General features: G+C 69.3%; 20 protein-coding genes. 10 read left to right on the top strand and 10 right to left on the bottom strand.

Features of this window, described 5'->3' with window-relative positions:
• Window positions 1–36 precede the first annotated feature (36 nt).
• Entirely contained in the window at window positions 37–4,680 is a 4,644-nt protein-coding gene (locus SACGLDRAFT_RS15300) for an ATP-dependent helicase (protein ID WP_005465737.1), read from the bottom strand.
• 140 nt (window positions 4,681–4,820) lie between these two features.
• Here SACGLDRAFT_RS15300 and SACGLDRAFT_RS15295 point away from each other — a divergent pair, with 140 nt between their 5' ends.
• Window positions 4,821–6,740 (top strand): Hsp70 family protein, encoded by a 1,920-nt coding sequence (locus SACGLDRAFT_RS15295; protein WP_005465736.1) that lies wholly within the window; start codon window positions 4,821–4,823, stop codon window positions 6,738–6,740.
• A gap of 7 nt (window positions 6,741–6,747) precedes the next feature.
• Here SACGLDRAFT_RS15295 and SACGLDRAFT_RS22965 read toward each other — a convergent pair whose 3' ends face one another.
• Window positions 6,748–6,870, bottom strand: coding sequence for a hypothetical protein (locus SACGLDRAFT_RS22965; protein WP_005465735.1), 123 nt, complete (start codon window positions 6,868–6,870; stop codon window positions 6,748–6,750).
• A gap of 54 nt (window positions 6,871–6,924) precedes the next feature.
• Between SACGLDRAFT_RS22965 and SACGLDRAFT_RS15290 the strand changes: the two genes are divergently transcribed.
• From SACGLDRAFT_RS15290 to SACGLDRAFT_RS15280, 3 genes are all read left to right on the top strand, one after another.
• On the top strand, window positions 6,925–7,119 hold the full coding sequence (locus SACGLDRAFT_RS15290) for a DUF3046 domain-containing protein (protein WP_040919144.1): 195 nt from the start codon (window positions 6,925–6,927) through the stop codon (window positions 7,117–7,119).
• A gap of 199 nt (window positions 7,120–7,318) precedes the next feature.
• A complete protein-coding gene (gene recA, locus SACGLDRAFT_RS15285) occupies window positions 7,319–8,356 on the top strand; it encodes a recombinase RecA (protein WP_005465732.1) in 1,038 nt (345 codons plus the stop codon).
• A 16-nt stretch (window positions 8,357–8,372) separates the two neighbouring features.
• Window positions 8,373–8,891, top strand: coding sequence for a regulatory protein RecX (locus tag SACGLDRAFT_RS15280; RefSeq protein ID WP_005465730.1), 519 nt, complete (start codon window positions 8,373–8,375; stop codon window positions 8,889–8,891).
• Between the two features lie 101 nt (window positions 8,892–8,992).
• Here the strand turns inward: SACGLDRAFT_RS15280 and SACGLDRAFT_RS15275 are convergent, their stop codons facing one another.
• Genes SACGLDRAFT_RS15275 through edd form a run of 3 tightly spaced genes read right to left on the bottom strand, consistent with a single transcriptional unit; the run spans window position 8,993 to window position 13,001 of the window.
• On the bottom strand, window positions 8,993–10,435 hold the full coding sequence (locus tag SACGLDRAFT_RS15275; RefSeq protein ID WP_005465729.1) for a lipase maturation factor family protein: 1,443 nt from the start codon (window positions 10,433–10,435) through the stop codon (window positions 8,993–8,995).
• Window positions 10,436–10,482: 47 nt separating this feature from the next.
• Window positions 10,483–11,127, bottom strand: a complete 645-nt coding sequence (gene eda, locus SACGLDRAFT_RS15270) for a bifunctional 4-hydroxy-2-oxoglutarate aldolase/2-dehydro-3-deoxy-phosphogluconate aldolase (RefSeq protein ID WP_005465728.1) — start codon at window positions 11,125–11,127, stop codon at window positions 10,483–10,485.
• A complete protein-coding gene (edd, locus tag SACGLDRAFT_RS15265) occupies window positions 11,124–13,001 on the bottom strand; it encodes a phosphogluconate dehydratase (protein ID WP_005465727.1) in 1,878 nt (625 codons plus the stop codon). Before edd ends, eda begins: the two co-directional genes overlap by 4 nt.
• 274 nt (window positions 13,002–13,275) lie before the next feature.
• On the opposite strand from edd, the gene SACGLDRAFT_RS15260 reads away from it, so the two are divergent.
• From SACGLDRAFT_RS15260 to SACGLDRAFT_RS15245, 4 genes are all read left to right on the top strand, one after another.
• Window positions 13,276–13,566 (top strand): hypothetical protein, encoded by a 291-nt coding sequence (locus SACGLDRAFT_RS15260; RefSeq protein ID WP_005465726.1) that lies wholly within the window; start codon window positions 13,276–13,278, stop codon window positions 13,564–13,566.
• Window positions 13,553–14,401, top strand: a complete 849-nt coding sequence (locus SACGLDRAFT_RS15255) for a hypothetical protein (RefSeq protein ID WP_232283977.1) — start codon at window positions 13,553–13,555, stop codon at window positions 14,399–14,401. Before SACGLDRAFT_RS15260 ends, SACGLDRAFT_RS15255 begins: the two co-directional genes overlap by 14 nt.
• Window positions 14,402–14,464: 63 nt before the next feature.
• On the top strand, window positions 14,465–16,381 hold the full coding sequence (locus tag SACGLDRAFT_RS15250; protein ID WP_005465723.1) for a fumarate reductase/succinate dehydrogenase flavoprotein subunit: 1,917 nt from the start codon (window positions 14,465–14,467) through the stop codon (window positions 16,379–16,381).
• A gap of 1 nt (window position 16,382) precedes the next feature.
• Window positions 16,383–17,138 (top strand): succinate dehydrogenase/fumarate reductase iron-sulfur subunit, encoded by a 756-nt coding sequence (locus SACGLDRAFT_RS15245; RefSeq protein ID WP_005465722.1) that lies wholly within the window; start codon window positions 16,383–16,385, stop codon window positions 17,136–17,138.
• 69 nt (window positions 17,139–17,207) lie between these two features.
• Here SACGLDRAFT_RS15245 and SACGLDRAFT_RS15240 read toward each other — a convergent pair whose 3' ends face one another.
• The 4 genes from SACGLDRAFT_RS15240 to SACGLDRAFT_RS15225 all read right to left on the bottom strand — a co-directional run bounded on the left by SACGLDRAFT_RS15240 (window position 17,208) and on the right by SACGLDRAFT_RS15225 (window position 20,515).
• Entirely contained in the window at window positions 17,208–18,068 is an 861-nt protein-coding gene (locus tag SACGLDRAFT_RS15240) for an amino acid ABC transporter permease (RefSeq protein WP_005465719.1), read from the bottom strand.
• Window positions 18,065–18,712: an amino acid ABC transporter permease gene (locus SACGLDRAFT_RS15235; protein ID WP_005465718.1), complete on the bottom strand. Its 648-nt coding sequence runs from the start codon at window positions 18,710–18,712 to the stop codon at window positions 18,065–18,067. Before SACGLDRAFT_RS15235 ends, SACGLDRAFT_RS15240 begins: the two co-directional genes overlap by 4 nt.
• Before the next feature lie 103 nt (window positions 18,713–18,815).
• Window positions 18,816–19,733, bottom strand: coding sequence for a glutamate ABC transporter substrate-binding protein (locus SACGLDRAFT_RS15230; RefSeq protein WP_005465717.1), 918 nt, complete (start codon window positions 19,731–19,733; stop codon window positions 18,816–18,818).
• 53 nt (window positions 19,734–19,786) lie between these two features.
• Window positions 19,787–20,515, bottom strand: coding sequence for an amino acid ABC transporter ATP-binding protein (locus tag SACGLDRAFT_RS15225; RefSeq protein WP_198283572.1), 729 nt, complete (start codon window positions 20,513–20,515; stop codon window positions 19,787–19,789).
• 253 nt (window positions 20,516–20,768) lie between these two features.
• Between SACGLDRAFT_RS15225 and miaB the strand changes: the two genes are divergently transcribed.
• Both miaB and SACGLDRAFT_RS15215 read left to right on the top strand, forming a co-directional pair.
• Complete coding sequence (gene miaB / locus SACGLDRAFT_RS15220; protein ID WP_005465715.1) at window positions 20,769–22,265, top strand: tRNA (N6-isopentenyl adenosine(37)-C2)-methylthiotransferase MiaB; 1,497 nt, start codon at window positions 20,769–20,771, stop codon at window positions 22,263–22,265.
• Window positions 22,262–22,753 carry an Rv2732c family membrane protein gene (locus tag SACGLDRAFT_RS15215; RefSeq protein ID WP_005465714.1) on the top strand — a complete coding sequence of 164 codons (492 nt, stop codon included), beginning with the start codon at window positions 22,262–22,264 and terminating at the stop codon, window positions 22,751–22,753. Before miaB ends, SACGLDRAFT_RS15215 begins: the two co-directional genes overlap by 4 nt.
• 45 nt (window positions 22,754–22,798) lie before the next feature.
• Here SACGLDRAFT_RS15215 and SACGLDRAFT_RS15210 read toward each other — a convergent pair whose 3' ends face one another.
• Window positions 22,799–24,163, bottom strand: a complete 1,365-nt coding sequence (locus SACGLDRAFT_RS15210; RefSeq protein ID WP_005465713.1) for a DUF349 domain-containing protein — start codon at window positions 24,161–24,163, stop codon at window positions 22,799–22,801.
• Window positions 24,164–24,329: the final 166 nt, after the last annotated feature.

Below are 24,329 nucleotides of genomic sequence, written 5' to 3'. Positions count from 1 at the left end.
GCTTAGCGACGTACTCCGTGTGGCGGTCGCACTCCGTTACGCCCGTAGGCGCAGCCCCTGCGGAGTCGCCCGGAATCCGACCTCGCGGAGCACGGCCGCCATTTCCGAGGTCAACACGTGTTCCCCGTCGGCGCGCTGCACTCGCAGCTGTCCGAGCCAGCCCTCTCGCACCGCCTCCGACAGTGCTTCGGCGGCGGCACGCAACGTGACCGTGTCCTCGGTGAACGACAGCAACGACCGACCGCCCCGCTCGACGTACAGCGCGGGGACACCGTCGACGAGCACGGTCAACGCTCCGGCCTTGCGGGCGGGACGATGTTTCGTGTCGCCCACGACGGCGGGCCACGGGAGCGCCGCTCCGTACGGCTGGGCGGGGTCCGTGGCGGCCAGCACGACGACCTTCCGCTCGGCCCGCCAGCCCCCGGCCTCCGCGACGGCGCGCAGCCGGTCGACCGCGCCGCGGGCGGCGAACTGCGCCGCTCCCAGTCCCTCGACGACGTAGCCACGGACGACCTGGCCCGAGTCCTCCATGCCGCGCAACACGCGATAGATGCCGGAGAAGCCGCCGCGCACCCGCTCGGTGTCCAGCGCTCCACGCGTGAGCACGCCGTGCCGCTCCAGGAACGACTCGGTGCGTGCGTAGGCCCGTCGGGTCGGGTCGGGCTCGCGAGGTGGGGTCAGGCCCCAGCGTCCGGCGACCGTGGGCGGCCCGGTGCGACTCGGCATCGCCGGCCGGGCCGCTCGCAGCCGGGCATAGCGTCCCCGTGGAGCCGACCGGCGCGGCTTGTGTGCCGCGCCCCCGCTCGCCACCAGCGCGCGTAACGGAGCCAGCGTGTCGCCCGACACGACTCCCGCCCAGACGAGATCCCACAACGCCGCGATCACGTCGGCGTCGGTGCACGGCTCGTCCAGCGAGACACTCACCCGGTCGACGAGTTGCCGGAAGAACAGCCCGCCACCCTCCAACGCCGACACCACCGCCGCGTGCAGGGGCCCGTGTGCGGAGGTGTCCTCCACGTCCGGTAGCAGCGCCTCCGCCACGTCCGTGGGCGCCAGAGCGATCCAGCCGTCACCTCCGGACAGCGAGCCGCACCCGCACCACGTCACCTCGCCCGCCACCATGAGTTCGTCGAGCAGCGCGGGCTGGTAGCCGGGCAGTCTGCTCGGCAGGATCAACGACTCCAGCGCGCTCGCGGGCAGCGGGGCACCCGCGAGCTGTTCGACCACCGAGAGCACGTCGTCGGCGGCGGGGGTCCACCGAGCGGTTCGGTGAGCGCCGATGCCGTGCCAACTCGGCAGGAAACGCCCCAGGGCCGCGCGCTCGACGGGTTCCACCTCGGCGCGCAGGCGTGCCAGCGAGGCGCGGCGCAGCCGGCGGAGGACGGCGGAGTCGCAGTACTCCGTGCCCGCCTCGGGGCCTTGCGGGCGCAGCTCGCCCCGTACGAGCGTGCCCTCGGCGGTCAGCCGGTCGAGCACGCCGGTGACCACCGCGAGCCCGAGCCCGAAGCGGGCGGCGGCGTCGTGGGCCGAGAACGGTCCGCGCGTCCGTGCGTAGCGGCGCAACAGATCTCCCAGCGGGTCGGCAACGGGCTCGGTGAAGGCCTCGGGCACCCCCACCGGAAGCGCCACGCCGAGGGCGTCCCGGACCCGGCCAGCGTCCTCGACGGCCAGGTGCCGCTCCTGCCCCGCGATGCGCACCACGATGGCGCGGCGTTCGGCCACGAGCTGGTCGAGCCACTCCGGCCGGACTCCCCGTGCCTCGGCCTCCTCCCGCGTGAGGTCGCCGAGGAATCGCAGCAGGTCGGCGGCCTCCTCGGGGCCCCGCGCGTGCCGATCGGGGGCGAGCCGTTGCAGCGATCGTTCCACCTCGGCGACGACCTCGGCGTCCAACAGTTCGCGGATCGTCTCGGTGCCGAGCAGCTCCGCCAGCAGGGCGGAGTCGAGCGACAGCGCCGCCGCGCGTCGTTCCGCCAGCGGCGCGTCCGTCTCGTAGAGGAACATGCCGACGTAGCCGAACAACAGGCTGCGGGCGAACGGGGAGGCCGAGGGGGTCTGGACCTCGACGACGCGCACGGACCGCGCCGCGATGTCGGCCATCAGCTCGCGCAGCCCGTCGACGTCGTAGACGTCCCGGAGACACTCCCTCATGGCCTCCAGCACCACGGGGAAGCGTTCGTACTTCGCGGCGACGCCGAGCAGCTGCGACGCGCGTTGCCGCTGTTGCCACAACGGGGTGCGGCGACGCGGATCGCGGCGGGGCAGCAGGAGGGACCGGGCCGCGCACTCGCGGAAACGAGCCGCGAACAACGCCGACCCACTCACCTCCGCGGTGATCAGTTCCGATATCTCGTCGGGGTCGAACAGCACGTCCTCGGCGCCGATCACCACTTCGCGGCCCTCGTCGTCGAGGGCGTCCGGCAACCGGAGCACGATGCCGTCGTCGGAGTGGGCCACCTGGGCGTCCACGCCGCGGTGCTCCCTCAGCCGGGCCGCCACGGCGAGCGCCCACGGCGCGTTCACCTGCGCGCCGAACGGGGAGTGCACCACCACCCGCCAGTCGCCGAGCTCGTCGCGGAACCGCTCCAGCAGCACCGTGCGATCACTCGGGACATGGCGTGTCGCCTCGCGTTGTTCGGCGACGTAGGACAACAGGTTCTCGGCGGCGCGGTCGTCGAGCCCGGCCCGCTTCGCACGGTTCAACGCCTTTTCCCGGTCCGATGTGGAGAGAAAGCGGAGGAATCGTCCGAGCGCGCGGCCCAGTTCGAGCGGCCTGCCCTGCGCGTCACCGCGCCAGAAGGGCATCCGCGCGGGCTCGCCGGGCGCCGGGACCACGACGACCCGGTCGTGGGTGATGTCGGTGATCCGCCAGGACGACGTGCCCAGAAGTACCGTGTCGCCGACACGGGACTCGTACACCATCTCCTCGTCGAGTTCCCCCACACGCGAGCCCGGCCGTTCGCCGTCGCCCGGTGTCATCACCGTGAACAACCCGCGGTCGGGGATCGTGCCGCCCGAGGTGACGGCCAGTCGTTGCGCTCCCGGTCGGCCTCGCAGTACCCCCGTGACCCGGTCCCACGTGATCCGGGCACGCAGTTCGCCGAACTCCTCACTCGGGTACCGGCCCGCGAGCATGTCCAGCACGGCGTGCAGCGCGTCGTCGGGCAGGGCCGCGAACGGCGCCGCCCTGCGCACGGTCGCCGCCACGTCGTCCACCGTGCGAGGCTCCACGGCCACCATCGCCACGACGTGCTGGGCCAGCACGTCGAGGGGGTTGCGGGGATACCGCACGGCCTCGATGGCGCCCTCGGCCATACGCTCGGCCACGACGGCGCACGAGACGAGATCGCCGCGGAACTTGGGGAACACCACGCCCGTGGACACGGCGCCGACATGATGGCCCGCCCGTCCGACGCGTTGCAGGCCCGACGCCACCGTGGGCGGTGCCTCCACCTGGATCACGAGGTCCACCGCGCCCATGTCGATGCCCAGTTCCAGCGACGAGGTCGCCACCACGCACGGCAGCCGCCCCGACTTCAGCTCCTCCTCGACGTTTCTGCGCTGCTCCCGCGACATCGAGCCGTGGTGCGCCCTCGCCACCACCGGGGCCTCCGCCGGACGGGGCGGGGTGACTCCCGACTGGCCGGCGGCCTCGGCGGGGAAGCGGGAGGTGGCCGCGCTCGTGAGTTCGGTGTCCAGTTCCGCCTGCTCGGCGGCCAGTTCGTTGAGCCGCGCGGTGAGTCGTTCGGCGAGGCGGCGCGAGTTGGCGAAGACGATGGTGGAACGGTGTGCGCGCACGAGGTCGAGCACTCGTGCCTCCACGGCGGGCCAGATCGACGCCCGTCCGGCCCGCTCGGGTACGTCCGGAGCGCCCTCCGGGTCCGCCTCCGAGGGCAGCGAGGCCGGTTCCTCCCGCGTGGGTGGGGCGTCGAGTTCACCCATGTCCTCGACGGGGACCTCGACCCGCACCTCGATCGTCTTGCTCGCCGGGGGCTGGACGAGACGGACGGGCCTGCCACCGGTGAGGAACGTGCCCACCTCGTCGACGGGACGCACCGTGGCCGAGAGCCCGATGCGCTGCGCGGGGCGTTCGAGCAGGTCGTCGAGCCGTTCCAAGGACAACGCGAGGTGTGCGCCGCGCTTGCTGCCCGCGACGGCGTGTACCTCGTCGACGATCACGGTCTCGACACCGCGCAGGGCTTCGCGCGCCGCGGACGTCAACAGCAGGAACAGCGATTCCGGCGTGGTCACCAGGATGTCGGGCGGGGTGCGCGCGAACGCGCGGCGTTCGGCGGGCGTGGTGTCGCCCGTGCGAGTGCCCACCGTGATGTCGGGGGCCTCCAGCCCCAGCCTGCGGGAGGCCTGCGAGATACCGGCCAGTGGTGCTCGGAGGTTGCGCTGGACGTCCACGGCGAGCGCCTTGAGCGGGGAGACGTACAGCACTCGGCAGCGTCGCTCCCGCGTGGGTGGTGCCGACGTGACCAGCCGGTCGAGTGCCCACAGGAACGCGGCCAGCGTCTTGCCGGAGCCGGTGGGTGCGACCACCAGCGCGTGTTCGCCCGCCTCGGCCGCCCGCCACGCCCCCTCCTGAGCGGCCGTGGGCGCGGCGAACGCGCCCTCGAACCACTGCCGGGTGGCGGGCGAGAACAATTCCAGTACGGCTGGGCGGACGTCGTCGGGCACATCTCCATCATGCGTGCCACCCCGACAGTTCGGCCTCGCGTCGTTCGTCGAGCGGCCGGAACTGCCGGGTGCGTCCCCGCGTCGTCGCCCGACGTGAAAGCATCACCGCGGTTTCTCGGGAACTCGACAAGGGAGAACTGGTGGGGATTCTGTCCGTCGATCTCGGTACGTCGAACACCGTGGCCGTCCTCTCCGCACACGGGCGACCACCCAGGGTCATCGACGTCGACGGCTCGGCCACGATGCCTTCGGCCGTGTTCGCCGAGGAAGAGGGTGGCCTCGTGGTCGGCAGGGACGCCGAACGTCGCGCGCGGCTCGATCCCACCCGTTTCGAGCCGAACCCCAAGCGCAGGGTGGACGAGCAGACCCTCCTGCTCGGCACCGACGTGGTGCCCGTGAACGAGGCGCTCGCCGCCGTGCTGCGCCGTGTGCTGGACGAGACCGTGCGGCAGCTCGGGGGTGAGCCGCCCGAGGAGGTGCGCCTGACCCACCCCGCCCAGTGGGGCCCCGTGCGGCGCAACGTCCTGTTGTCCGCGGCTCGACTCGCCGGCATGGGCAACGCGATCACGCTGGTGCCCGAGCCCGTCGCCGCGGCGGCGCACTTCGCGTCCTTCCCCGGCAAGGGACTCGCGCCGGGGCAGACGCTCGCCGTCTACGACTTGGGCGCGGGCACGTTCGACGTCGCGGTGCTCGGAGCCACCCAGAACGGCTTCACGGTACTGGCCGAGGACGGTCTTCCCGACCTCGGTGGCCTGGACGTCGACCAGGCCCTGCTCGTGCACGTCGGTCGCGAGGTCTCCCACAGCGACCCGCAGCGGTGGCAGCGTCTCCTGCGTCCGGAGTCGACCGCCGACCGCCGGGCCCGCAGGGCCTTGCAGGAGGACGTGAAGGCCGCGAAGGAGGCGCTCTCCCGGCTCCCGCAGACCGAGGTGCCCATGCCCGAGCCGTTCTCGGACGTGCTGGTGACCAGGGCGGAGCTGGAAGCGCTGGTGCGGCCCATGATGCTGCGCAGCGTCGAGTTGCTCGCGCGCACGGTGCGCTCGGCGGGACTGACCCCCGACCAGCTCGCCGGGATCTACCTCGTCGGGGGGTCGAGCAGGTTGCCGCTCGTGGGCAGCTTGTTGGCCGAGAAGCTCGGCGTGGTGCCGTCGAGTCTCGACCAGCCCGAGACGGCCGTGGCGTTCGGCGCGCACCACGTGGGCCCCGACGGCCTCAGCATGCGGACGCAGCAGGTCGACGGCGACGTGGTGGGGGCACAGTCGGCCCCCGCGACGGTCGCGCCCGCCCCGACGCCGAACCTGACGGGTCCCTACTCGCCTCCCGCCGGGGCGGTGCCGGCCCAGCCCGCACCGCAGCAGCAGTACCCCGCGACCTATCCGACCACCGGGCCGCAGCCGACCTCGGGGACGCCTCTCGGCTCCACGGGGACCGCGCCCGCCAACTTCCCCTCGGTGCCGAAGACCGGCGGCACGAAGAAGCGCACCGGGCTGATCGCGGCCGTGGCCGTCGGTGCCGTGGCCGTGCTCGGGGGCGTGGCGACGTGGCTGTTCTGGCCGTCCTCCTCGGCCGAGACGTACGCGGCGTCGGAATGCGGACAGCCGGGGACACCCGACGAGCAGGGGTTCACCGGGTGCATGCGCCAGCTCGCGGGCACCGTGCCTCGGGACAACAACTGCGCGCCGGGCACCGGTACGGGCCCCGCGGCCGCGGCGAACGAGGAGGAACTCGGCGTCACGGTGACCTGCTCGGCTCCCGGCCTGCCCGGAGCGCAGATCACCTACCTGCATTCCGCGTCGGAAGGCGCCATCGAGCAGTACCTCGACGGACTACTGACCCGCACGGGTGGGGGCGAGCAGGTGCAGGCGGAGTGGCAGGGCAACGGACTGTCCGGCCGCTACGCGGCCTCGGCGGGACGCAACTCGTCGGTGGTGGTGTTCACCGTGGACGATCGCCCGCTCGCCGGGTTCGTCTACCAGGTCAATCTCACGGGAGAGGGCGAGACCACCTCGGCGAACGCGATGGCGGACTACTTCGAGAACACCGTGCAACCGGGCGAGTGAGCTCGGGTCACTTCCTCCGGTTGCGGAGCACGCTGATGATCAGCACGACCAGTGAGCTGCCGACCACGGCGATCGACGCCAGCGTGAGCGCAGTGGACTGGAGATCGGAGAAGCCCTGCGACAACACCATGGGACCACCCTACGGTCCTTCGGGCGTACCGCGGGGATGACTACGCTGGAGCCGATGCGAATTACGGTGTTCCGGCGACTCATGGCCGAGGAGTTCGGCCAGGTGCGTGCGGCGACGCTGGCCTCCGACCACGTGCTCAGCGGACTCGGGGGCCGGACCGTCGACCAGGCTCTCGACGACGGCGTTCCGGCCAAGGAGATCTGGCGGGCGGTGTGCGCGGAGTTCGACATCCCCGTCGAACGACGGTAGCGGAGGCGTGTCGTTTCGACGTCGAACACGTGTTCGGCTATCGTGGTTGTCCACAACGAGGTCCGGCTGTGGACAACCACCCGGCGCGGCCGCGAACTGTCAGACCCGGCCCGTAACGTCGGACTCGAACAACAGACATCCCGCGGACTCCCGACAGCGCATCTGCGGGCCCCGATGAACAGCCAATGAGGTGGATTCCATGCCAGCAGCACCGGACAAGGGCAAAGCGCTCGATTTGGCCCTTGCCCAGATCGACAAGCAGTTCGGCAAGGGATCGGTGATGCGCCTCGGTGAGAACACCAGGCCGCCGGTCGAGGTCATCCCGACGGGAGCCATCGCGCTGGACATCGCGCTGGGTATCGGGGGCCTGCCACGAGGCCGCATCGTGGAGATCTACGGCCCGGAGTCGTCGGGTAAGACGACGGTCGCGCTGCACGCCGTGGCCAACGCGCAGAAGGCGGGAGGTATCGCGGCCTTCATCGACGCCGAGCACGCGCTCGACCCCGAGTACGCCAAGGCGCTGGGGGTCGACACCGACGCCCTGCTGGTGTCCCAGCCCGACACCGGTGAGCAGGCGCTGGAGATCGCCGACATGCTGATCCGCTCGGGCGCGCTCGACATCCTGGTCATCGACTCCGTGGCCGCTCTCGTGCCCAGGGCCGAGATCGAGGGTGAGATGGGCGACTCCCACGTGGGTCTTCAGGCACGCCTGATGAGCCAGGCGCTGCGGAAGATCACCGGTGCCCTCCACAACTCGGGCACCACGGCGATCTTCATCAACCAGCTCCGCGAGAAGGTCGGCGTCATGTTCGGCAGCCCCGAGACCACCACCGGTGGTAAGGCGCTGAAGTTCTACGCCTCCGTCCGCCTCGACGTGCGCCGGATCGAGACGTTGAAGGACGGCGGTGAGCCGGTCGGTAACCGCACCAGGGTCAAGGTCGTCAAGAACAAGGTCGCGCCGCCGTTCAAGCAGGCCGAGTTCGACATCCTGTACGGAATCGGTGTCTCGCGTGAGGGTTCCTTGATCGACATGGGTGTCGACCAGGGCATCGTCCGTAAGTCGGGCGCCTGGTACACCTACGAGGGCGACCAGCTCGGTCAGGGCAAGGAGAACGCCCGGCGGTTCCTGCGCGAGAACCCGGACGTCGCCAACGAGATCGAGAAGAAGATCAAGGAAAAGCTCGGCATCGGGGCCGAGGAGGGTGAGGACAGCGCTCCCGCTCCGGTCGACTTCTGACGAAACCGGCGCGTCGATGCACAACCTGCCGCCCGAGGAGGCGTGGCGCAAGGCCAAGGAGTTCTGCTTCGACCTCCTGGCCGCGCGGCCGCGTACCAAGGACGAGCTGCGTCAGGCGTTGCGCCGGAAGGGCTTCGCCGACGACATCGGCGAGAGGTTGCTCGGCAAGCTCGACGATGCGGGGCTGGTGGACGATGCCGCGTTCGCCGAGATGTGGGTGCGCTCGCGGCACACTCACCGGGGTCTCGCGCGCAAGGCGTTGGTCGCCGAGTTGAAGCGCAAAGGGGTCGACCCGGAGGTCGCGGCCGAGGCCGCCGGGGCGATCGACTCCGATGCCGAGGAACAGCGGGCTCGGGAACTGGTGCGCAAGAAATTGCGGACCATGGCCGGCCTCGACGAGCAGAAGGCCACGCGTCGGCTGCTCGGTATGTTGGCTCGTAAGGGATACCCGCAGGGCCTGTCATACCGGGTCGTCCGCGAGGAACTCCGCGAAGTGGGAGCGGAACCGACCTTCCTCGATGACGTGGACCCCTGACCGCGTGTCCGCAGTTCCGGTACGCGTGGCCGCACTTCACGCACGGGTGTCCGTACTTTCCGCACGTGTGATTGATTGCGCCGCTCGCCCGCCGGACCGTCTCACACGGGAACGGGAGTGCCGTCGGCATTGAGGCGGCAGGTGCGGACCACCGTGCCCACGGGCTCCCTGACCCACCACGCGCCGGTCTCGGCTCGTTCGGCCGGGGTCGTGAAGCGGTAGTGGAACAGCCGGGCCCGGAGATGCGTGGGTGGCTTCCCGTCGAAGGGATCGTGACGGAGCAGACGGCGGATCTGCGGGTCGCCGTCGAGCAGCTTCCGGACCAGGGCGGGAAGCCAGCGGCCCCCGTATCGCGACGACAGCGAGAGGAACCACAGCAGCCAGTCCAGCCGTAGGTGGTACGGCGCGACCTGCCGCGGACGTCGGTACGGATCGCCCGGTTTGCCCTTGAACTCGTATTCGCGCCACACGGTTTCCGGGCCGATGGTCTCCTCGTCGGTACCCTCGATGATCACCTCGTACCGGTCGCGGGTGACGCTGCCGAAGGCGCCGTAGGTGTTGACGAGGTGGAACTGGTTGAAGCTGTAGTTCATCAACTGGCCCTTGCCGAGCAGGTTCTTCACGGGCCAGTAGCTCAACACCGCGACCCCGGCCGTCACGGCGATCACGAGGGCTCCGTACCACACCGGCGGCGTGGCGAGCTCCTCCGGAGGCGACACGCCCAGCAGCTCGCCGTCGAGAGCGGGGACGGCGAGCGTGATGGTGAGAGCATTCAGCCAGGAGAAGTTGCCGCTGAGCACCAGCCAGCCCTGGGTGACGATCACGACGCCCGCCGCGACACTCGCCGCGGGTTGGGGCGCGAAGAGCACGAACGGAACCACGAGCTGTGCCACGTGGTTGGCCGCCGCCTCCACGCGGTGCATCCACCGCGGCAGATGGTGGAAGTACCAACTCAACGGGCCGGGCAGCGGCTGGGTCTCGTGGTGGTAGTACAGGCAGGTCAGCTCACGCCAGCACCGATCGCCCCGCATCTTGATCAGCCCGGCGCCGAATTCCAGTCGGAACAGCAACCACAGCAGCAGCCAGAGCACCAGCGTGGGCACACCCGTGTGCGCCGGCCCGAGGAAGATCGCCAGGAAACCCGTCTCCAGCAGTAACGATTCCCAGCCGAACGCGTACCAGGTCTGTCCGACGTTGACGATCGACAAGTACAGCACCCACGGCACTGCCCACAGCAGCAGACATCCCCATACGGGCAGCAGGTCCGCCACCCCGGCCACCAACGCGGCCGACACGACGACGCCGGTCACCGCCACCGCGGCGAAGAACCGGTCGGAGTAGTGCAGGTGGAACAGGCTCGGCGCGCGGCGGAAGTTCACGCGTGCCAGGAATTCCGGAACGGGCAGCAGCCCCCGCTCGCCGAGCAGCGGGCGGAACTGGTTCACGGCGCTGAGGAACGCCACCAGGTACAGCGCGGCCAGCATCTTCTGGAAGACCAGCCGCGAAATCCAGTACTCGTCGGAGGTGAACCAGTCCCACGACATGCTTCCGGCAGACCTCCCTCCACGACGGGTGGAGCCCGCCGTGCCCGCTACGTCGTCGCCGTCCCGGCCTCCGTTCCGAGAGCGGTGGCCTCCTTGGCCAGTGTCTCAATGCGCGCGTAGTCCCGCGCCGCGAGCGCGTCCTTCGGCGTCAGCCAGGAACCCCCGACGCATCCCACGTTGGGAAGCGCCAGGTAGCGCGGAGCGCTCTCGGCGGTGATGCCTCCGGTGGGGCAGAACCGCAAGTGCGGCAAGGGCCCTGCGATGGCCGACAGGGCCGCGACGCCACCGCTGGCCTCGGCGGGGAAGAACTTCAGTCGGTCGAAGCCGCGCTCGGCCAACCGCATGGCCTCGGAGACGGTGGAGGCGCCGGGCAGCACCGGAAGTCCGGTGGCGACCACGGCGTCGAGCAGGGCGTCGGTGGTGCCGGGAGTCACGAGGAACGCCGCGCCCGCGTCCGCCGCCGCCCGTGCCTGTTCCGGGGTGATCACGGTGCCGGCGCCGACCACCACCTCGGGAACCTCGGCGGTCACTCGGCGGATGGCCTCCAGCGCGGCATCGGTGCGCAGGGTCATCTCCACCACGCGGACACCGCCCGCGTGCAAGGCTCTGGCCACGGGGACGGCCTGGTCCGCGTCGGGCAACACCACCACGGGCAGGACGGGGGAAAGGGTCAGCAGGGTGTCGGCGTTCATGCGTGTCCTTTCACGTCGACCGGCTTCTCGGTGGTGATGGCCCAGGGGGCGGGGTCGCCGAAGACGCTACCGCCGAGGTCGGCGGGTCCCACGGTACTGCGCAGGGCGGTGAAGAGCTCGCGTCCGTTGCCCCACCACTCCTCCGGAGCCGGAGGCTCGGCGGGTCGGCGCTGTGCCAGTGTGCTCGCCTCCACGAGCACGTCCAGTTCCCCGGCGTCGGCGTCGAGGCGCACGACGTCGCCGTCCTCCACCTTGGACAGAGGACCGCCGACGGCGGCTTCCGGCGTCACGTGGATGGCGGCCGGGACCTTGCCCGAGGCGCCGGACATGCGGCCGTCGGTGACGAGGGCGACGCGGTGACCGCGGTCCATGAGCACGCCGAGCGCGGGGATCAGCGCGTGGAGCTCCGGCATTCCCTTTGCGCGAGGCCCCTGGTTGCGTATCACCACGACGACGTCGCGGTCGAGTTCCCCGGCCCGGAACGCTCGGGTGAAGTCGGCCTGCGAGGAGAAGACGCGCGCGGGCGCCTGCACGACGCGGTTCTCCGGCGCCACGGCCGACACCTTGATGACGGCGCGTCCGAGGTTGCCCGAGACCATGCGCAGGCCGCCCTCGGGGGCGAAGGGGTTGTCGGCGGTGCGGAGCACGGTGTCGTCGAGCGTGGCCGTGGGCACCTCGCGCCAGATCAGCTTGCCGTCGTCCAGGATCGGCTCCTCGCGGTACCGGTGGAGTCCCGGCCCGGCGACGGTCTCGACGTCGGGGTGCAGCAGACCCGCGTCGAGGAGGGTTCCGACGAGCACCTGGACGCCACCCGCGGCGTGGAAGTGGTTGATGTCCGCGCTGCCGTTGGGGTAGACGTTCGCGAGCAACGGCACGACCGCCGACAGGTCGGCGAAGTCGTCCCACGTCAGCTTGATCCCCGCCGCGGCGGCGACGGCGGGCAGGTGCAGGGTGTGGTTCTGCGAGCCGCCGGTGGCCAGCAGGGCGACGATCCCGTTCACGATGCTGCGCTCGTCGACGACGCGTGCGAGCGGGGTGTACTCCTTCCCGCCGCGCGTGATCTCCACGATGCGGCGGGCGGCCTGCTCGGTGAGCGCCTTGCGCAGTGGCGTGCCGGGGTGGACGAAGGTGGCTCCGGGCAGGTGGAGCCCCATCACCTCGACCACGAGCTGGTTGGAGTTGGCGGTGCCGTAGAAGGTGCAGGTGCCGGGGGAGTGGTACGCGGCGGCTTCGGCGTCGAGGAGGTCCTCCCGAGTGGCCTTGCCCTCGGCGTACAACTGCCGGATGCGGGCCTTCTCCCTGTTCGGCAGGCCCGAGGTCATGGGGCCCGCGGGGACCAGCATGGCGGGAAGGTGTCCGAAGGCGAGGGCGCCGATGAGCAGCCCCGGCACGATCTTGTCGCAGACGCCGAGCAGGAGCGTGCCGTCGAACATCTCGTGGGAGAGCGCGATGCCGGTGGCCATCGCGATGACGTCCCGGCTGAACAGGGACAGCTCCATGCCCGTACGGCCTTGCGTGATGCCGTCGCACATCGCGGGCACGCCTCCGGCGAACTGGGCGACGCCACCCGCCTCCCTGGCGGCGTCCTTGATCCACGCGGGGAACTCGTGGAACGGCTGGTGTGCCGAGAGCAGGTCGTTGTAGGCCGACACGATGGCGATGCCGGGCTTGCGGGCTTCCTTGACGGCGAGGAGATCGGGGCCCGAGCAGGCCGCGAAGCCGTGTGCGAGGTTGCTGCACCCCAGTGCCGCGCGAGCGGGGCCTTCGGCGGCGGCGCTCTCGACACGAGCGAGGTAGGTCCGTCGTGTCTCGGCGCTGCGTTCGGCGATGCGCTGGGTGACGTCGGCGATGACGGGATGAAGGCTCAACGGCATGTTCTCCGGTCGATTACGGCGGGCGAGCGGCACACGAACTGGTTACTCAGGGTGAGCAACTGAAGAGACGAGACGGCGGCGATGGCGTCGCGACTGTGTGGCAGCTTGCACGATACAGCCCAGCACCAGGGCCACAAAATCGATCCAGACCGCAATTTAGAGTGATCTTGCTCACGTCAAACGGTCGGGGTGTGCTACTTGTCACATTGACGTACCGAGGTGCAGAGTCGGCCCTACCGGTGTCGGACGCGGACAACGAATTCGGAGGGTGAGCATGTCCAGTGCCGAGATGACGGAGCTGCGACGGGTCATCGGCCAGCTCAGGCAGTGCGTCGGCGGGCTCCGATCCCGCTACGGCGAGTCTCCCGCCCTGCGCCGGATCACCAACGACATCGACCGGCTGGACATCGACGCCGAGGAACTCGCGCAGGCGCCGCCCGTACCGGCGCAGGCGTCCCGACCTCGGCACGACATCGTGAAGATTCCCGACACCCCGTACGACCCCGCGTTGTGGAAGGGAGCCGACGACGAGGGCGTGGGTGGTTATCAACGTGACCAGCACTGATCATCCGCACAGGAGCGAGACCACGAACCCCGGTGCCGAAGCGGGGGCCGGGCCCGTACGGACGCGCGCGGCCTTGGCGAGCCGCACCCTGCGCACCGACCGGTGGTGGCTTTCCCCGCTGTTCACCACGCTCGGCCTGACGGCGTTCGTCGTCTACGCGACCATTCGTTCGTTCATGCGCGAGGGCTACTGGGACGCCGAGTACCACTACCTGACGCCGTTCTACTCGCCGTGCCTGAGCGAGTCCTGCGTGCCGGGGTCGAGCCACTTCGGCACACCGATCGGCGAGCTGCCGAGCTTCATCCCGCTGGCGTTTTTGTCCTTGCCGTTCCTGCTGCTGTTCCGGATCACCTGCTACTACTACCGCAAGGCCTACTACCGTTCGGTGTGGTTCGCGCCTCCCGCCTGTGCGGTGGCCGAACCCCACGCGCGGTACACGGGTGAGACCCGGCTGCCGCTCATCGTGCAGAACGTGCACCGGTACTTCTTCTACGTCGCCTTCGTCATCACGGTGATCAACACGTACGACGCCGTCGTGGCGTTCGACGGGCAGCGAGGCTTCGGGATCGGCCTCGGCAACATCATCCTCCTGGTCAACGTGTTCTTCCTCTGGTGCTACACGCTGTCGTGCCACTCGTGTCGACACGTCACGGGCGGAAGACTGAAGCACTTCTCGAAGCATCCCGTCCGCTACTGGATCTGGACGCAGGTCAGCAAGCTCAACGTCCGGCACATGCAGTTCGCCTGGATCACCTTGGGCACGCTCGTCCTCACCGACCTCTACGTGTGGCTGGTGTCGACGGACACGATCCCCGACCTGCGCCTGTTCAACTGAATTCCGAACACAGCCGTGCGCTCCGGCGCGGTACGGCGAACAACCGAAGGTGGCCAACTTTCCATGACCGAGGTCGAACGGCACAGCTACGACGTGGTGGTGATCGGTGCCGGCGGTGCGGGCCTGCGGGCCGTGATCGAGGCGCGGCAGCGGGGACTCTCCGTCGCGGTGGTGTGCAAGTCGTTGTTCGGCAAGGCGCATACCGTCATGGCGGAGGGCGGATGTGCCGCGGCGATGGGCAACGTCAACTCGAACGACTCCTGGCAGGTGCACTTCCGCGACACCATGCGAGGCGGGAAGTTCCTCAACAACTGGCGGATGGCGGAGCTGCACGCCAAAGAGGCTCCCGACCGCGTGTGGGAGCTGGAGACGTACGGCGCGCTGTTCGACCGCACCGAGGACGGCCGGATCAGCCAACGCAACTTCGGAGGGCACACCTATCCCCGGCTGGCGCACGTCGGAGACCGGACCGGTCTGGAACTGATCCGCACGATGCAGCAGAAGATCGTGTCGCTGCAGCAGGAGGACCACGCCACCTACGGCGACTACGAGGCCAAGCTCAAGGTCTTCAGCGAGTGCACCATCACGGAGTTGCTCACGTCCGACGGCGCCATCGCCGGAGCGTTCGGCTACTGGCGCGAGTCGGGTCGCTTCGTGCTCTTCGAGACCCCCGCCGTCGTGCTCGCCACCGGCGGCATCGGCAAGTCGTTCAAGGTCACGTCGAACTCCTGGGAGTACACCGGCGACGGGCACGCCCTGGCGCTGCGGGCGGGCGCGAAGTTGATCAACATGGAGTTCGTCCAGTTCCATCCCACGGGGATGGTCTGGCCTCCCAGCGTGAAGGGCATCCTCGTGACGGAAGGCGTGCGCGGCGACGGCGGTGTGCTGCGCAACTCCGAGGGCGAGCGGTTCATGTTCCGCTACATCCCGGACGTCTTCAAGGGCCAGTACGCGGAGACCGAGGAGGAGGCCGACCGTTGGTACACCGACCCCGACAACAACCGGCGGACGCCGGACCTGCTGCCGCGTGACGAGGTCGCCCGAGCGATCAACACCGAGGTCAAGGAGGGACGCGGCTCGCCTCACGGCGGGGTGTACCTCGACATCGCGAGTCGGATGTCGGCCGAGGAGATCAAGCGGCGCTTGCCGTCGATGTACCACCAGTTCGCCGAACTCGCCGACGTGGACATCACGGCGGAGCCGATGGAGGTCGGGCCGACCTGTCACTACGTGATGGGTGGGGTCGAGGTCGACCCGGACACGGCGGCGTCGAGCGTGCCCGGCCTGTTCGCGGCGGGCGAGTGCGCCGGTGGAATGCACGGTTCCAACCGCCTCGGGGGCAATTCGCTGTCGGACCTCCTGGTGTTCGGTCGCCGGGCCGGGCTCGGGGCGGCCGACTACGTCGAATCGCTCACCGAACGCCCCACGGTGTCCGAGGTCGACGTCGCGGTGGCCGCCCGGACCGCGCTGGCGCCGTTCGACCCACCACGTGACGGGCGGACCCCGGAGAACCCCTACACGCTGCAGGCCGAACTGCAGCAGTGCATGAACGATCTCGTGGGCATCATCCGCACGGCCGACGAGATGGAGAAGGCCTTGGAGAAGCTCGACGAGATTCGGGGCAGGCTCCGTGCCGTCACGGTGGAGGGACACCGCCAGTACAACCCCGGCTGGCACCTGGCCCTGGACCTGCGGAACATGCTGCTCGTCAGCGAGTGCGTGGCCCGCGCGGCGTTGCAGCGCACCGAGAGCAGGGGCGGCCACACCCGCGACGACTACCCGCAGATGGACCCGCGGTGGCGCAACCGGCTGCTCGTGTGCTCGGCCACCGGCGACGAGGACCCGGTCCCCCACATCGAGGTCACCGTCAAGGAACAGGAACCGATGCGGGCCGACCTACTCGGACTGTTCGAACTGTCGGAGCTGGAGAAGTACTACACCGACGAGGAATTGGCCGACCATCCGGAAAGGACGGCCTGACATGGGTTACGAGGCGAAGCTGCGGATCTGGCGCGGGGACGACGGCTCCGGCGAGTTGCGCGACTACACCGTGGAGGCCAACGAGGGCGAGGTCGTGCTGGACCTGATCCACCGGCTGCAGGCCACGCAGGCCCCCGACCTGGCCGTGCGGTGGAACTGCAAGGCGGGCAAGTGCGGGTCCTGCTCGGCCGAGATCAACGGCAGGCCGCGGTTGTTGTGCATGGCGCGGTTGTCGGCCTTCCGGCCCGAGGAGGTCATCACCGTGACGCCGATGCGGACGTTTCCGGTGATCCGGGATCTCGTGACGGACGTGTCCTACAACTACGTCAAGGCGCGCGAGATCCCGGCGTTCACGCCGCCGCCGGAGCTGGAACCGGGCGAGTACCGCATGCAGCAGGTCGACGTGCAGCGTGCGCAGGAGTTCCGCAAGTGCATCGAGTGCTTCCTGTGCCAGAACGTCTGCCACGTGATCCGCGATCACGAGGAGAACAAGCCCGCCTTCGCCGGTCCGCGTTTCCTCATGCGCATCGCGGAGCTGGAGATGCACCCGCTCGACGTGGCCGATCGCAGGGACGCCGCCCAGACCCAGCACGGACTCGGTTACTGCAACATCACCAAGTGCTGTACCGAGGTGTGCCCGGAGAACATCCACATCACCGACAACGCGTTGATCCCGATGAAGGAGCGGGTCGCGGACCGGCGCTACGACCCGGTGGTGTGGTTGGGCAACAAGCTGTTCCGCCGCGACAAGGGGTGAGGAACGCCGAAGGCCGTCGTCCCCGTCTCCGGGTGACGACGGCCTTCGGGTCCCGAGCAGACGAACCGATCAGGCGGGCTTGCCGTCGGTGAGAGTGGCTTCCTCGGTCTCGGCCGTGACGTCCACCGTCAGTGCCTTTTTGCTGCGGCGGTTCCGGGACTCCAGCCACTTCGCCACACCGGTCAGGGCCAGGCACATGAGGATGTACATCGCGCCGACCACGATGGTGATCGGGATGAGCGGTCGGTCGAACTGGATGATGCCGCCGAGATAGCGGGCGTAGCGCAGCAGTTCCTCGTAGGTGATGAGGAAGCCCAGCGCGGTGTCCTTCAGCAACACCACGAGCTGGCTGATGATGGCGGGCAGCATCGCGCGCAGGGCCTGCGGCAGCAGCACCAGGCGCATCACCTGGGCCTTGCGCATGCCGATCGCGTACGCCGCCTCGCTCTGCCCCTTGGGCAGGGAGAGGATGCCCGCGCGGAACACCTCGGCGAGCACCGAGCCGTTGTACAGGGTCAGGCCCAGCACCACGGAGTAGAACGGCGCACCCAGCGCGAGTCCGTAGTGGAAGAAGAAGATCATCACTACGAGCGGCACGGCGCGGAAGAATTCCACGATCGCCGTCGCCGGGATGCGCAGGATCGCGTGGTCGGAGAGCCTGGCCGCGGCGAAGATCGCACCGAACGCGAGTGCCAGTACCGCCGCGACCGCGAACGCGCGCAGCGTGTTGAGCAGCGCGTCGAGGAGTTCGAGCTGGATCTGCTCGTAGAGGATCCACTCCCAGATCTCGGCGTCGAACTGGCCTGCTTCGGCGAACTTGTAGACGACGTATCCGATGACCGCGACGAGGGCGAGGACACCCACGACGGCGTAGGCGCGGTGCCGTACTCGCGCTTTCGGGCCGGGGACGTCGAAGAGGACGGCGCTCATCGGGCCACGCTCCAGCGCTTCTCGAGGCTACGTTGCAACAGGGTCATCGGGGTGATCAGGATGACGAAACCGAGGGCCACCCACAGCAGACCGATCAGCACGCTGTAGCCGCGCTCGGACAGGTAGTTCTGGATCGCTCCCGCCTCGACGACCGAGAACCCGGCCGCGATCGTGGTGTTCTTGAGCAACGCGATCATCGTGCTGACCATCGGCGGCACCACGGAGCGCGTCGCCTGTGGAAGGATGATCTGGCTCAGTGTCTGGCCGAAGGTGAGGCCGATGGCGCGAGCGGCCTCCGCCTGACCGACGGGCACGGTGTTGATACCCGACCGCACGACCTCGCACACGAACGCCGACGTGTACACGATCAACGCCACGACGGCGGCCCAGAAGTACGTCAGGTCGAGGATGTCGAGAAGCGGATAGGCGAAGACGAAGAAGAAGAACAGCAGCGTCAGCGGCGTGTTCCGGAACAACGTCACGTACGCGGCACCGGCGGCGCGCAGGATCGGAACCGGGCTTACCCGCAGCATCGCCAGGATCGTGCCCAGCACCAACGAGCCGATCGCCGACAAGACGAACAGTTTGATGGTGTTGAGAAAACCCGACCCGTACAGGTCGAGGTTGTCCAGCAGTACGTCCATGTTTCCCTCGGTGGTGCGGGGACAGATGGGGCGGCTGCCGACATGAGCGGCCCTCGGCGTTTCCGTCGTGGGGACGGATCACCGCCGAGGGCCGCTGTCGGCGTCAGTAGCGGTCGACCTTCGGCATCTCGGCCTTGTTGCCCGACTTGCCGAGCGTGGCGTCGTAGATCTCCTGCCACGTGCCGTCTTCCATGGCCTCTTCGAGGATGTCGTTCACCTTGTCCCGGAGGGCGTCGTCCTCCTTCGGAAGACCGATGCCGTAGGGCTCCTCGGTGAAGGTCTCGCCGACGACCTTCAGCTCGTCGGGCTGCTGGGCGGCGTAGCCGAGCAGGATGGCGTCGTCGGTGGTGACGACGTCGACCTGGCCGTTGAGCAGCTCGGACACGCACTGCGAGTAGGTCTGCAGCTCGACGAGCTCGCCGCCGGGCTGGTGCAGACCCTGGTCCCGCACGTTCTGGATCGGCGTGGACCCGCTCACCGAGCAGACCTTCTTGCCCTTGAGGTCGTCCTTGCCGTTGATGTCGTTGTTGTCCTTGGCGACCAGCAGGCCCTGGCCGGCGACGAAGTACGGACCCGCGAAGCTGATCTGCTGCTTGCGCTTGTCGTTGATCGTGTAGGTGCCGACGTAGTAGTCGACGTCGCCGTTGATGATGGCCTGCTCACGGCCGGCGGAGGGGACGGCCTTGTACTCGATGGTCTTCGGGTCGAAGCCGAGCTTGGCCGAAACGAGCCGGGCGATCTCGATGTCGAAGCCGCTGTACTCACCCGTCGTCGGGTCCTTGTAGCCGAGGTTCGGCTGGTCGTCCTTGACGCCGACGACGACGTGGCCGGCCTTCTTCATCTTGTCGAAGGTGGGGGAGCCCTCCACGGTGACGTTCTCGGCCACCTCGTAGCTCAGGGCCGGGGTGTTGCCACCGTCGCCGTTCGAGCCTCCGTCGTCTGCCGGCGACCCTTCCTTGCCGCATGCGGTGAGGGCGAGGCTCGCGGCCAACAGGCCCACCGTCAGGGTGCGGATCTTCATGTGCACCTCTCCTGTTCCCGGTTGAGGGCGGCCCACGCCGCCACGACAATGTGTCAGTGAGTGAGGATCTTCCCGAGGAAGTCCTTCGCCCTTTCGGACTTCGGAGCGGTGAAGAACTCGTCGGGGGTCGTGTCCTCCACGATCTCGCCGTCGGCCATGAACACGACGCGGTGAGCGGCCCTGCGGGCGAAGCCCATCTCGTGGGTCACCACGAGCATCGTCATGCCGTCGTCGGCCAGCTCGGTCATCGTGTCGAGCACTTCCTGGACCATCTCGGGGTCCAGGGCGGAGGTCGGCTCGTCGAACAGCATCACCTTGGGGCGCATCGCCAGCGCCCGTGCGATCGCGGCTCGTTGTTGTTGCCCCCCGGAGAGCTGCGCGGGGTACTTCTGCGCCTGGTTGGCGATCCCCACCCGGTCGAGCAGCTCCATCGCGGTCTTCCGGGCCTCCTCGGCGCTGACCCGGCGCACCTTCGTGGGGCCGAGCGTGACGTTTTCGAGGATCGTCTTGTGGGCGAACAGGTTGAACTGCTGGAAGACCATGCCCACGTCCGCGCGGAGGGCGGCGAGTGCCTTGCCTTCCGCGGGCAACGGCTTGCCGTCGATACGGATCTCGCCGGAGTCGATCGGTTCGAGCCGGTTGATGGCGCGGCACAGGGTCGACTTGCCGGAACCCGACGGCCCGAGGATCACGACGACCTGGCCCTTGGGCACCTCGAAGTCGATGTCCTTGAGCACGTGCAGGTCGCCGAAATGCTTGTTCACCGCCGCCGCCTTGATCATCGGCGGTGCTGGCGTCGCGGTGCTCATCTGACCTCCATCACACGGCAAGCCGCGGGTCGCGGGTTGTCACGGGCAACACGTGGATTTAACACCTTTGGGGCAATCCGACGCGCTCTTTGAATCAAAAAGCAACCTTAAGTGTTCACGGAGACTACCCGGGGGCGCCCCCGCGCGAGTGTTACCGAACCCTAATGGGAGAGTGCCGTCCGGACGCGGTGAGGTGGCGAGATGCCGTTGACCTACCCTGGCAGACGTGACCCGCACCTACGCGATTCGCACCTTCGGGTGCCAGATGAACGTGCACGACTCGGAACGTCTCGCCGGTCAGTTGGAGGACGCCGGCTACGCGCTCGCCGCGGACGGCGAGGAACCCGACGTGGTCGTGCTGAACACCTGCGCGGTGCGTGAGAACGCCGACAACAAGCTCTACGGACACCTCGGTCACCTGCGGGCGGCCAAGACGGCGAAGCCGGGAATGCAGATCGCCGTCGGCGGTTGTCTCGCCCAGAAGGACCGCGGTGAGATCGTGAAGCGGGCGCCGTGGGTGGACGTCGTCTTCGGTACGCACAACATCGCGTCGCTGCCCGTGCTGCTGGAGCGCGCCCGGCACAACGCCGAGGCCCAGGTGGAGATCCTGGAGGCGCTGGAGACCTTCCCGTCGACGTTGCCCGCGCGCAGGGAGTCCGCCTACTCGGGCTGGGTGTCGATCTCCGTCGGCTGTAACAACACGTGCACCTTCTGTATCGTCCCGTCGCTGCGCGGCAAGGAGCGCGACCGGCGTCCCGGCGAGATCCTCGCCGAGGTCGAGGCGCTCGTGGCCGAAGGAGTGCTGGAGGTGACGCTGCTCGGGCAGAACGTCAACTCCTACGGCGTCGAGTTCGGAGACCGGCACGCGTTCGGAAAGCTGCTCCGGGCCTGCGGTTCCGTGGAGGGGCTCGAACGGGTGCGTTTCACCTCGCCGCATCCGGCCGCCTTCACCGACGACGTGATCGAGGCGATGGCCGAGACGCCGAACGTCTGCCACCAGTTGCACATGCCGTTGCAGTCGGGCTCCGACCGCGTGTTGAAGGCGATGCGACGGTCCTACCGGTCCACGCGCTTCCTCGGGATCCTGGAGCGGGTGCGGGAGGCCATGCCCGACGCGGCCATTACCACCGACATCATCGTCGGTTTCCCAGGGGAGACCGAGGAGGACTTCGAGCAGACCCTGGAGGTCGTGCGGGAGGCCCGGTTCTCCAGCGCGTTCACGTTCCAGTACTCCCCGCGTCCCGGTACGCCCGCGGCCGAGATGCCCGACCAGGTGCCCAAGGAGGTCGTGCAGGAGCGGTACGACCGGTTGGTCGAGCTCCAGAACGACATCTCCTGGCAGGAGAACAAGAAGTTGGTGGGCAGCACCGTCGAGTTGCTCGTCGCCACCGGTGAGGGACGCAAGGACACCGAGACCAACCGGATGAGCGGTCGCGCTCGTGACGGCAGGCTCGTGCATTTCACGCCCACCGGCAGCGCCGTCGACCGGGAGATCCGGCCGGGCGACATCGTGGAGACCACGATCACGTACGCGGCCCCGCACCACCTGGTCGCCGACGGCGACGTGGTGTCGCACCGCCGCACCAGGGCCGGGGACAACGTGGAGGCCGGGCTGCGCCCGAAGACGAAGGGGGTCAGCCTCGGACTGCCCTCGTTCGGTCCGAAGCCGACGGCGTCCGTCGGCGCCTCCGCGGGTGCCGACGCGGGAGGCTGTTCGCTGTGAGTGACGAGTCCGGTTCGAAGCGGCCGGAGAACGGGGACGACCTCGACCGACTCGTCGCCGACGTCGACGCCACGCTCGGCAGGACCGTACGGACGGTGGAGTTCGGACGGCGTGGCTTCACCATCGCGGTGTTCGTGTTCGTCCTGTTGGTCGGGTTCGTCCTGCCGTGGGTCGACGGTCATCCGGGTTGGCGGGCGCTACTCGGAGAGGCGGGTGCGATCCCGCAGTTGTTCGCCGCGACGTCCAGCGGATTCGGTGTGCTCGCCTCGGCGATCGCGCTGGCGACTCGCCGGTGGTGGCTGACGTGGGTGTGCGCGGTCGGCGGCTGGTTCGCGTTCGTCGATGGCATTCTCGCCGTGTGGTCCCAGCAGTCGTCGGGAGTCAGCGGTGTCGCCGGCGCGGGGCCCGGCATCGGGCTGGTGATCGCGGCCGTGGCGATGGCGGTGCTGGCGTTCCAGTGGATGAAGCTCGCGTGGTCGCGGCACTGAGTGGTGGGGAGCTCACCGCTCCCCACCACCCGTGCTGATGCCACGTCAGCGGTTGGCGAGTGCCTCCTCCGCCGTGCGCAACCACTCCCGCCACTGCGCGGCCTGCTCCTCGACCTGCTTTGCGCGTCGCTCGTCGCCCGCGGCGCGGGCCTTCGCGACCTGGGCCTCCAGCTGCTCGACGCGTTCCCGGAACTGCGCCGCCCTCGCCTCGGCCTCCGGGTCGGTGCGGCGCCAGCGGGCGTCCTCGGCCGCGCGGATGCGGTCGGCGACGGCCTTCAACCGCCCGTCGAGTTCGCGGATGCGGTCCCTCGGCACCTTTCCGATCTGGTCCCAGCTTTCCTGGATACGCCGGAACTGCGCCTTGACGGCGTCCAGGTTGGTCGACGGGTCGAGCTTCTCGGCCTCCTTCAGCAGCTCCTCCTTGCGTGCCGCGTTCTCCGCGAACTCCGCGTCCCGCTCGGAGAACGCCGCGGCCCGCCGGGAGAAGAACGCGTCCTGCGCCGCCCGGAACCGCTGCCACAGGGCGTCGTCGGCGTCCTTGGGCGCCCGGCCCGCGGCCTTCCACTCGGCCATGAGTTCCTTGTAGCGCGCCGTGGTCGGTCCCCAGTCGGTGGAGTCGGAGAGGCTCTCGGCCTCCGCGATCAGTTCCTCCTTGCGGCGCTTCGCGGCGGCTCGCTGCTTGTCGAGCTCGGCGAAATGGGAGCCCCGGCGCCTGCTGAACGACTCCCTGGCCTTGGAGAACCGCTTCCACAGCTCGTCGTCCGTCTTGCGGTCGACGCCCTTGATCGTCTTCCACTCCTCGAAGATGGCCTTGAGCCGGTCGCCCGCGGCCTTCCACTGGGTCGACGACGCGGCGATCTCCTCGGCCTCCTCCACGAGGGCCTGCTTGCGCGCCACCGCCTCGGCCCGAGCCCGCTCCCGCTCCCGGCGGGCGCGTTCGAGGGCCTGCTCCGCGTGTGCGACGACGTAGTCGAGTCGGGCGCGAAGGGCGTCGAGGTCTCCCACGACGGCCGCCTCGGCGAGACCGTCCCGCAGGTGCACGGCGCTGGACAGCGCCTGCTTCGGGTCGCCCGCGCCCGAGGCCAGCCTCGTCTCCAACAACTCGACCTCGGTGCGCAGGTCGTCGAACCTGCGGGCGTAGTGCTTCAACCCCTCCTCGGCCGAGCCGGCTTGCCATACGCCCACGGCGCGTTCACCGTCGGCCGTGCGGACGTAGACGGTGCCATCGTCGGCGACACGTCCCCACCGCGACGGGTGTGTCTCGGCGACCGGCACAGTGGGCGCCTGGGTACCCCCGGATGACTGGGGCACCTGGTGTGGCGTGGGGACGTCCGACGGCACCTCCGACGTGGCGGAGGCGTTGTCGACGTCGGGGACGTCACTGCCGCGGGGGGTGTTCTGCTCGGCCATGGCCGGCTCCTTCTCACTGTCCGGCCCGCGTGAGTCGCGGGCGCCCCGCAGGGTGCGGGGCCGGGTGCTGCGTGTACGGGTCTGTAGGCCGCATTCAAACAGGTAATACCGCCGATGGGTACTCCATGCCTCGATAGGTACCTCTCGTGGCGCTGCCGGTAACCTC

Origin of the sequence: Saccharomonospora glauca K62 (assembly GCF_000243395.2) — a bacterium.
GTDB classification, from domain to species: Bacteria; Actinomycetota; Actinomycetes; order Mycobacteriales; family Pseudonocardiaceae; genus Saccharomonospora; species Saccharomonospora glauca.
This window is presented reverse-complemented; position numbering and strand designations above follow the sequence as displayed.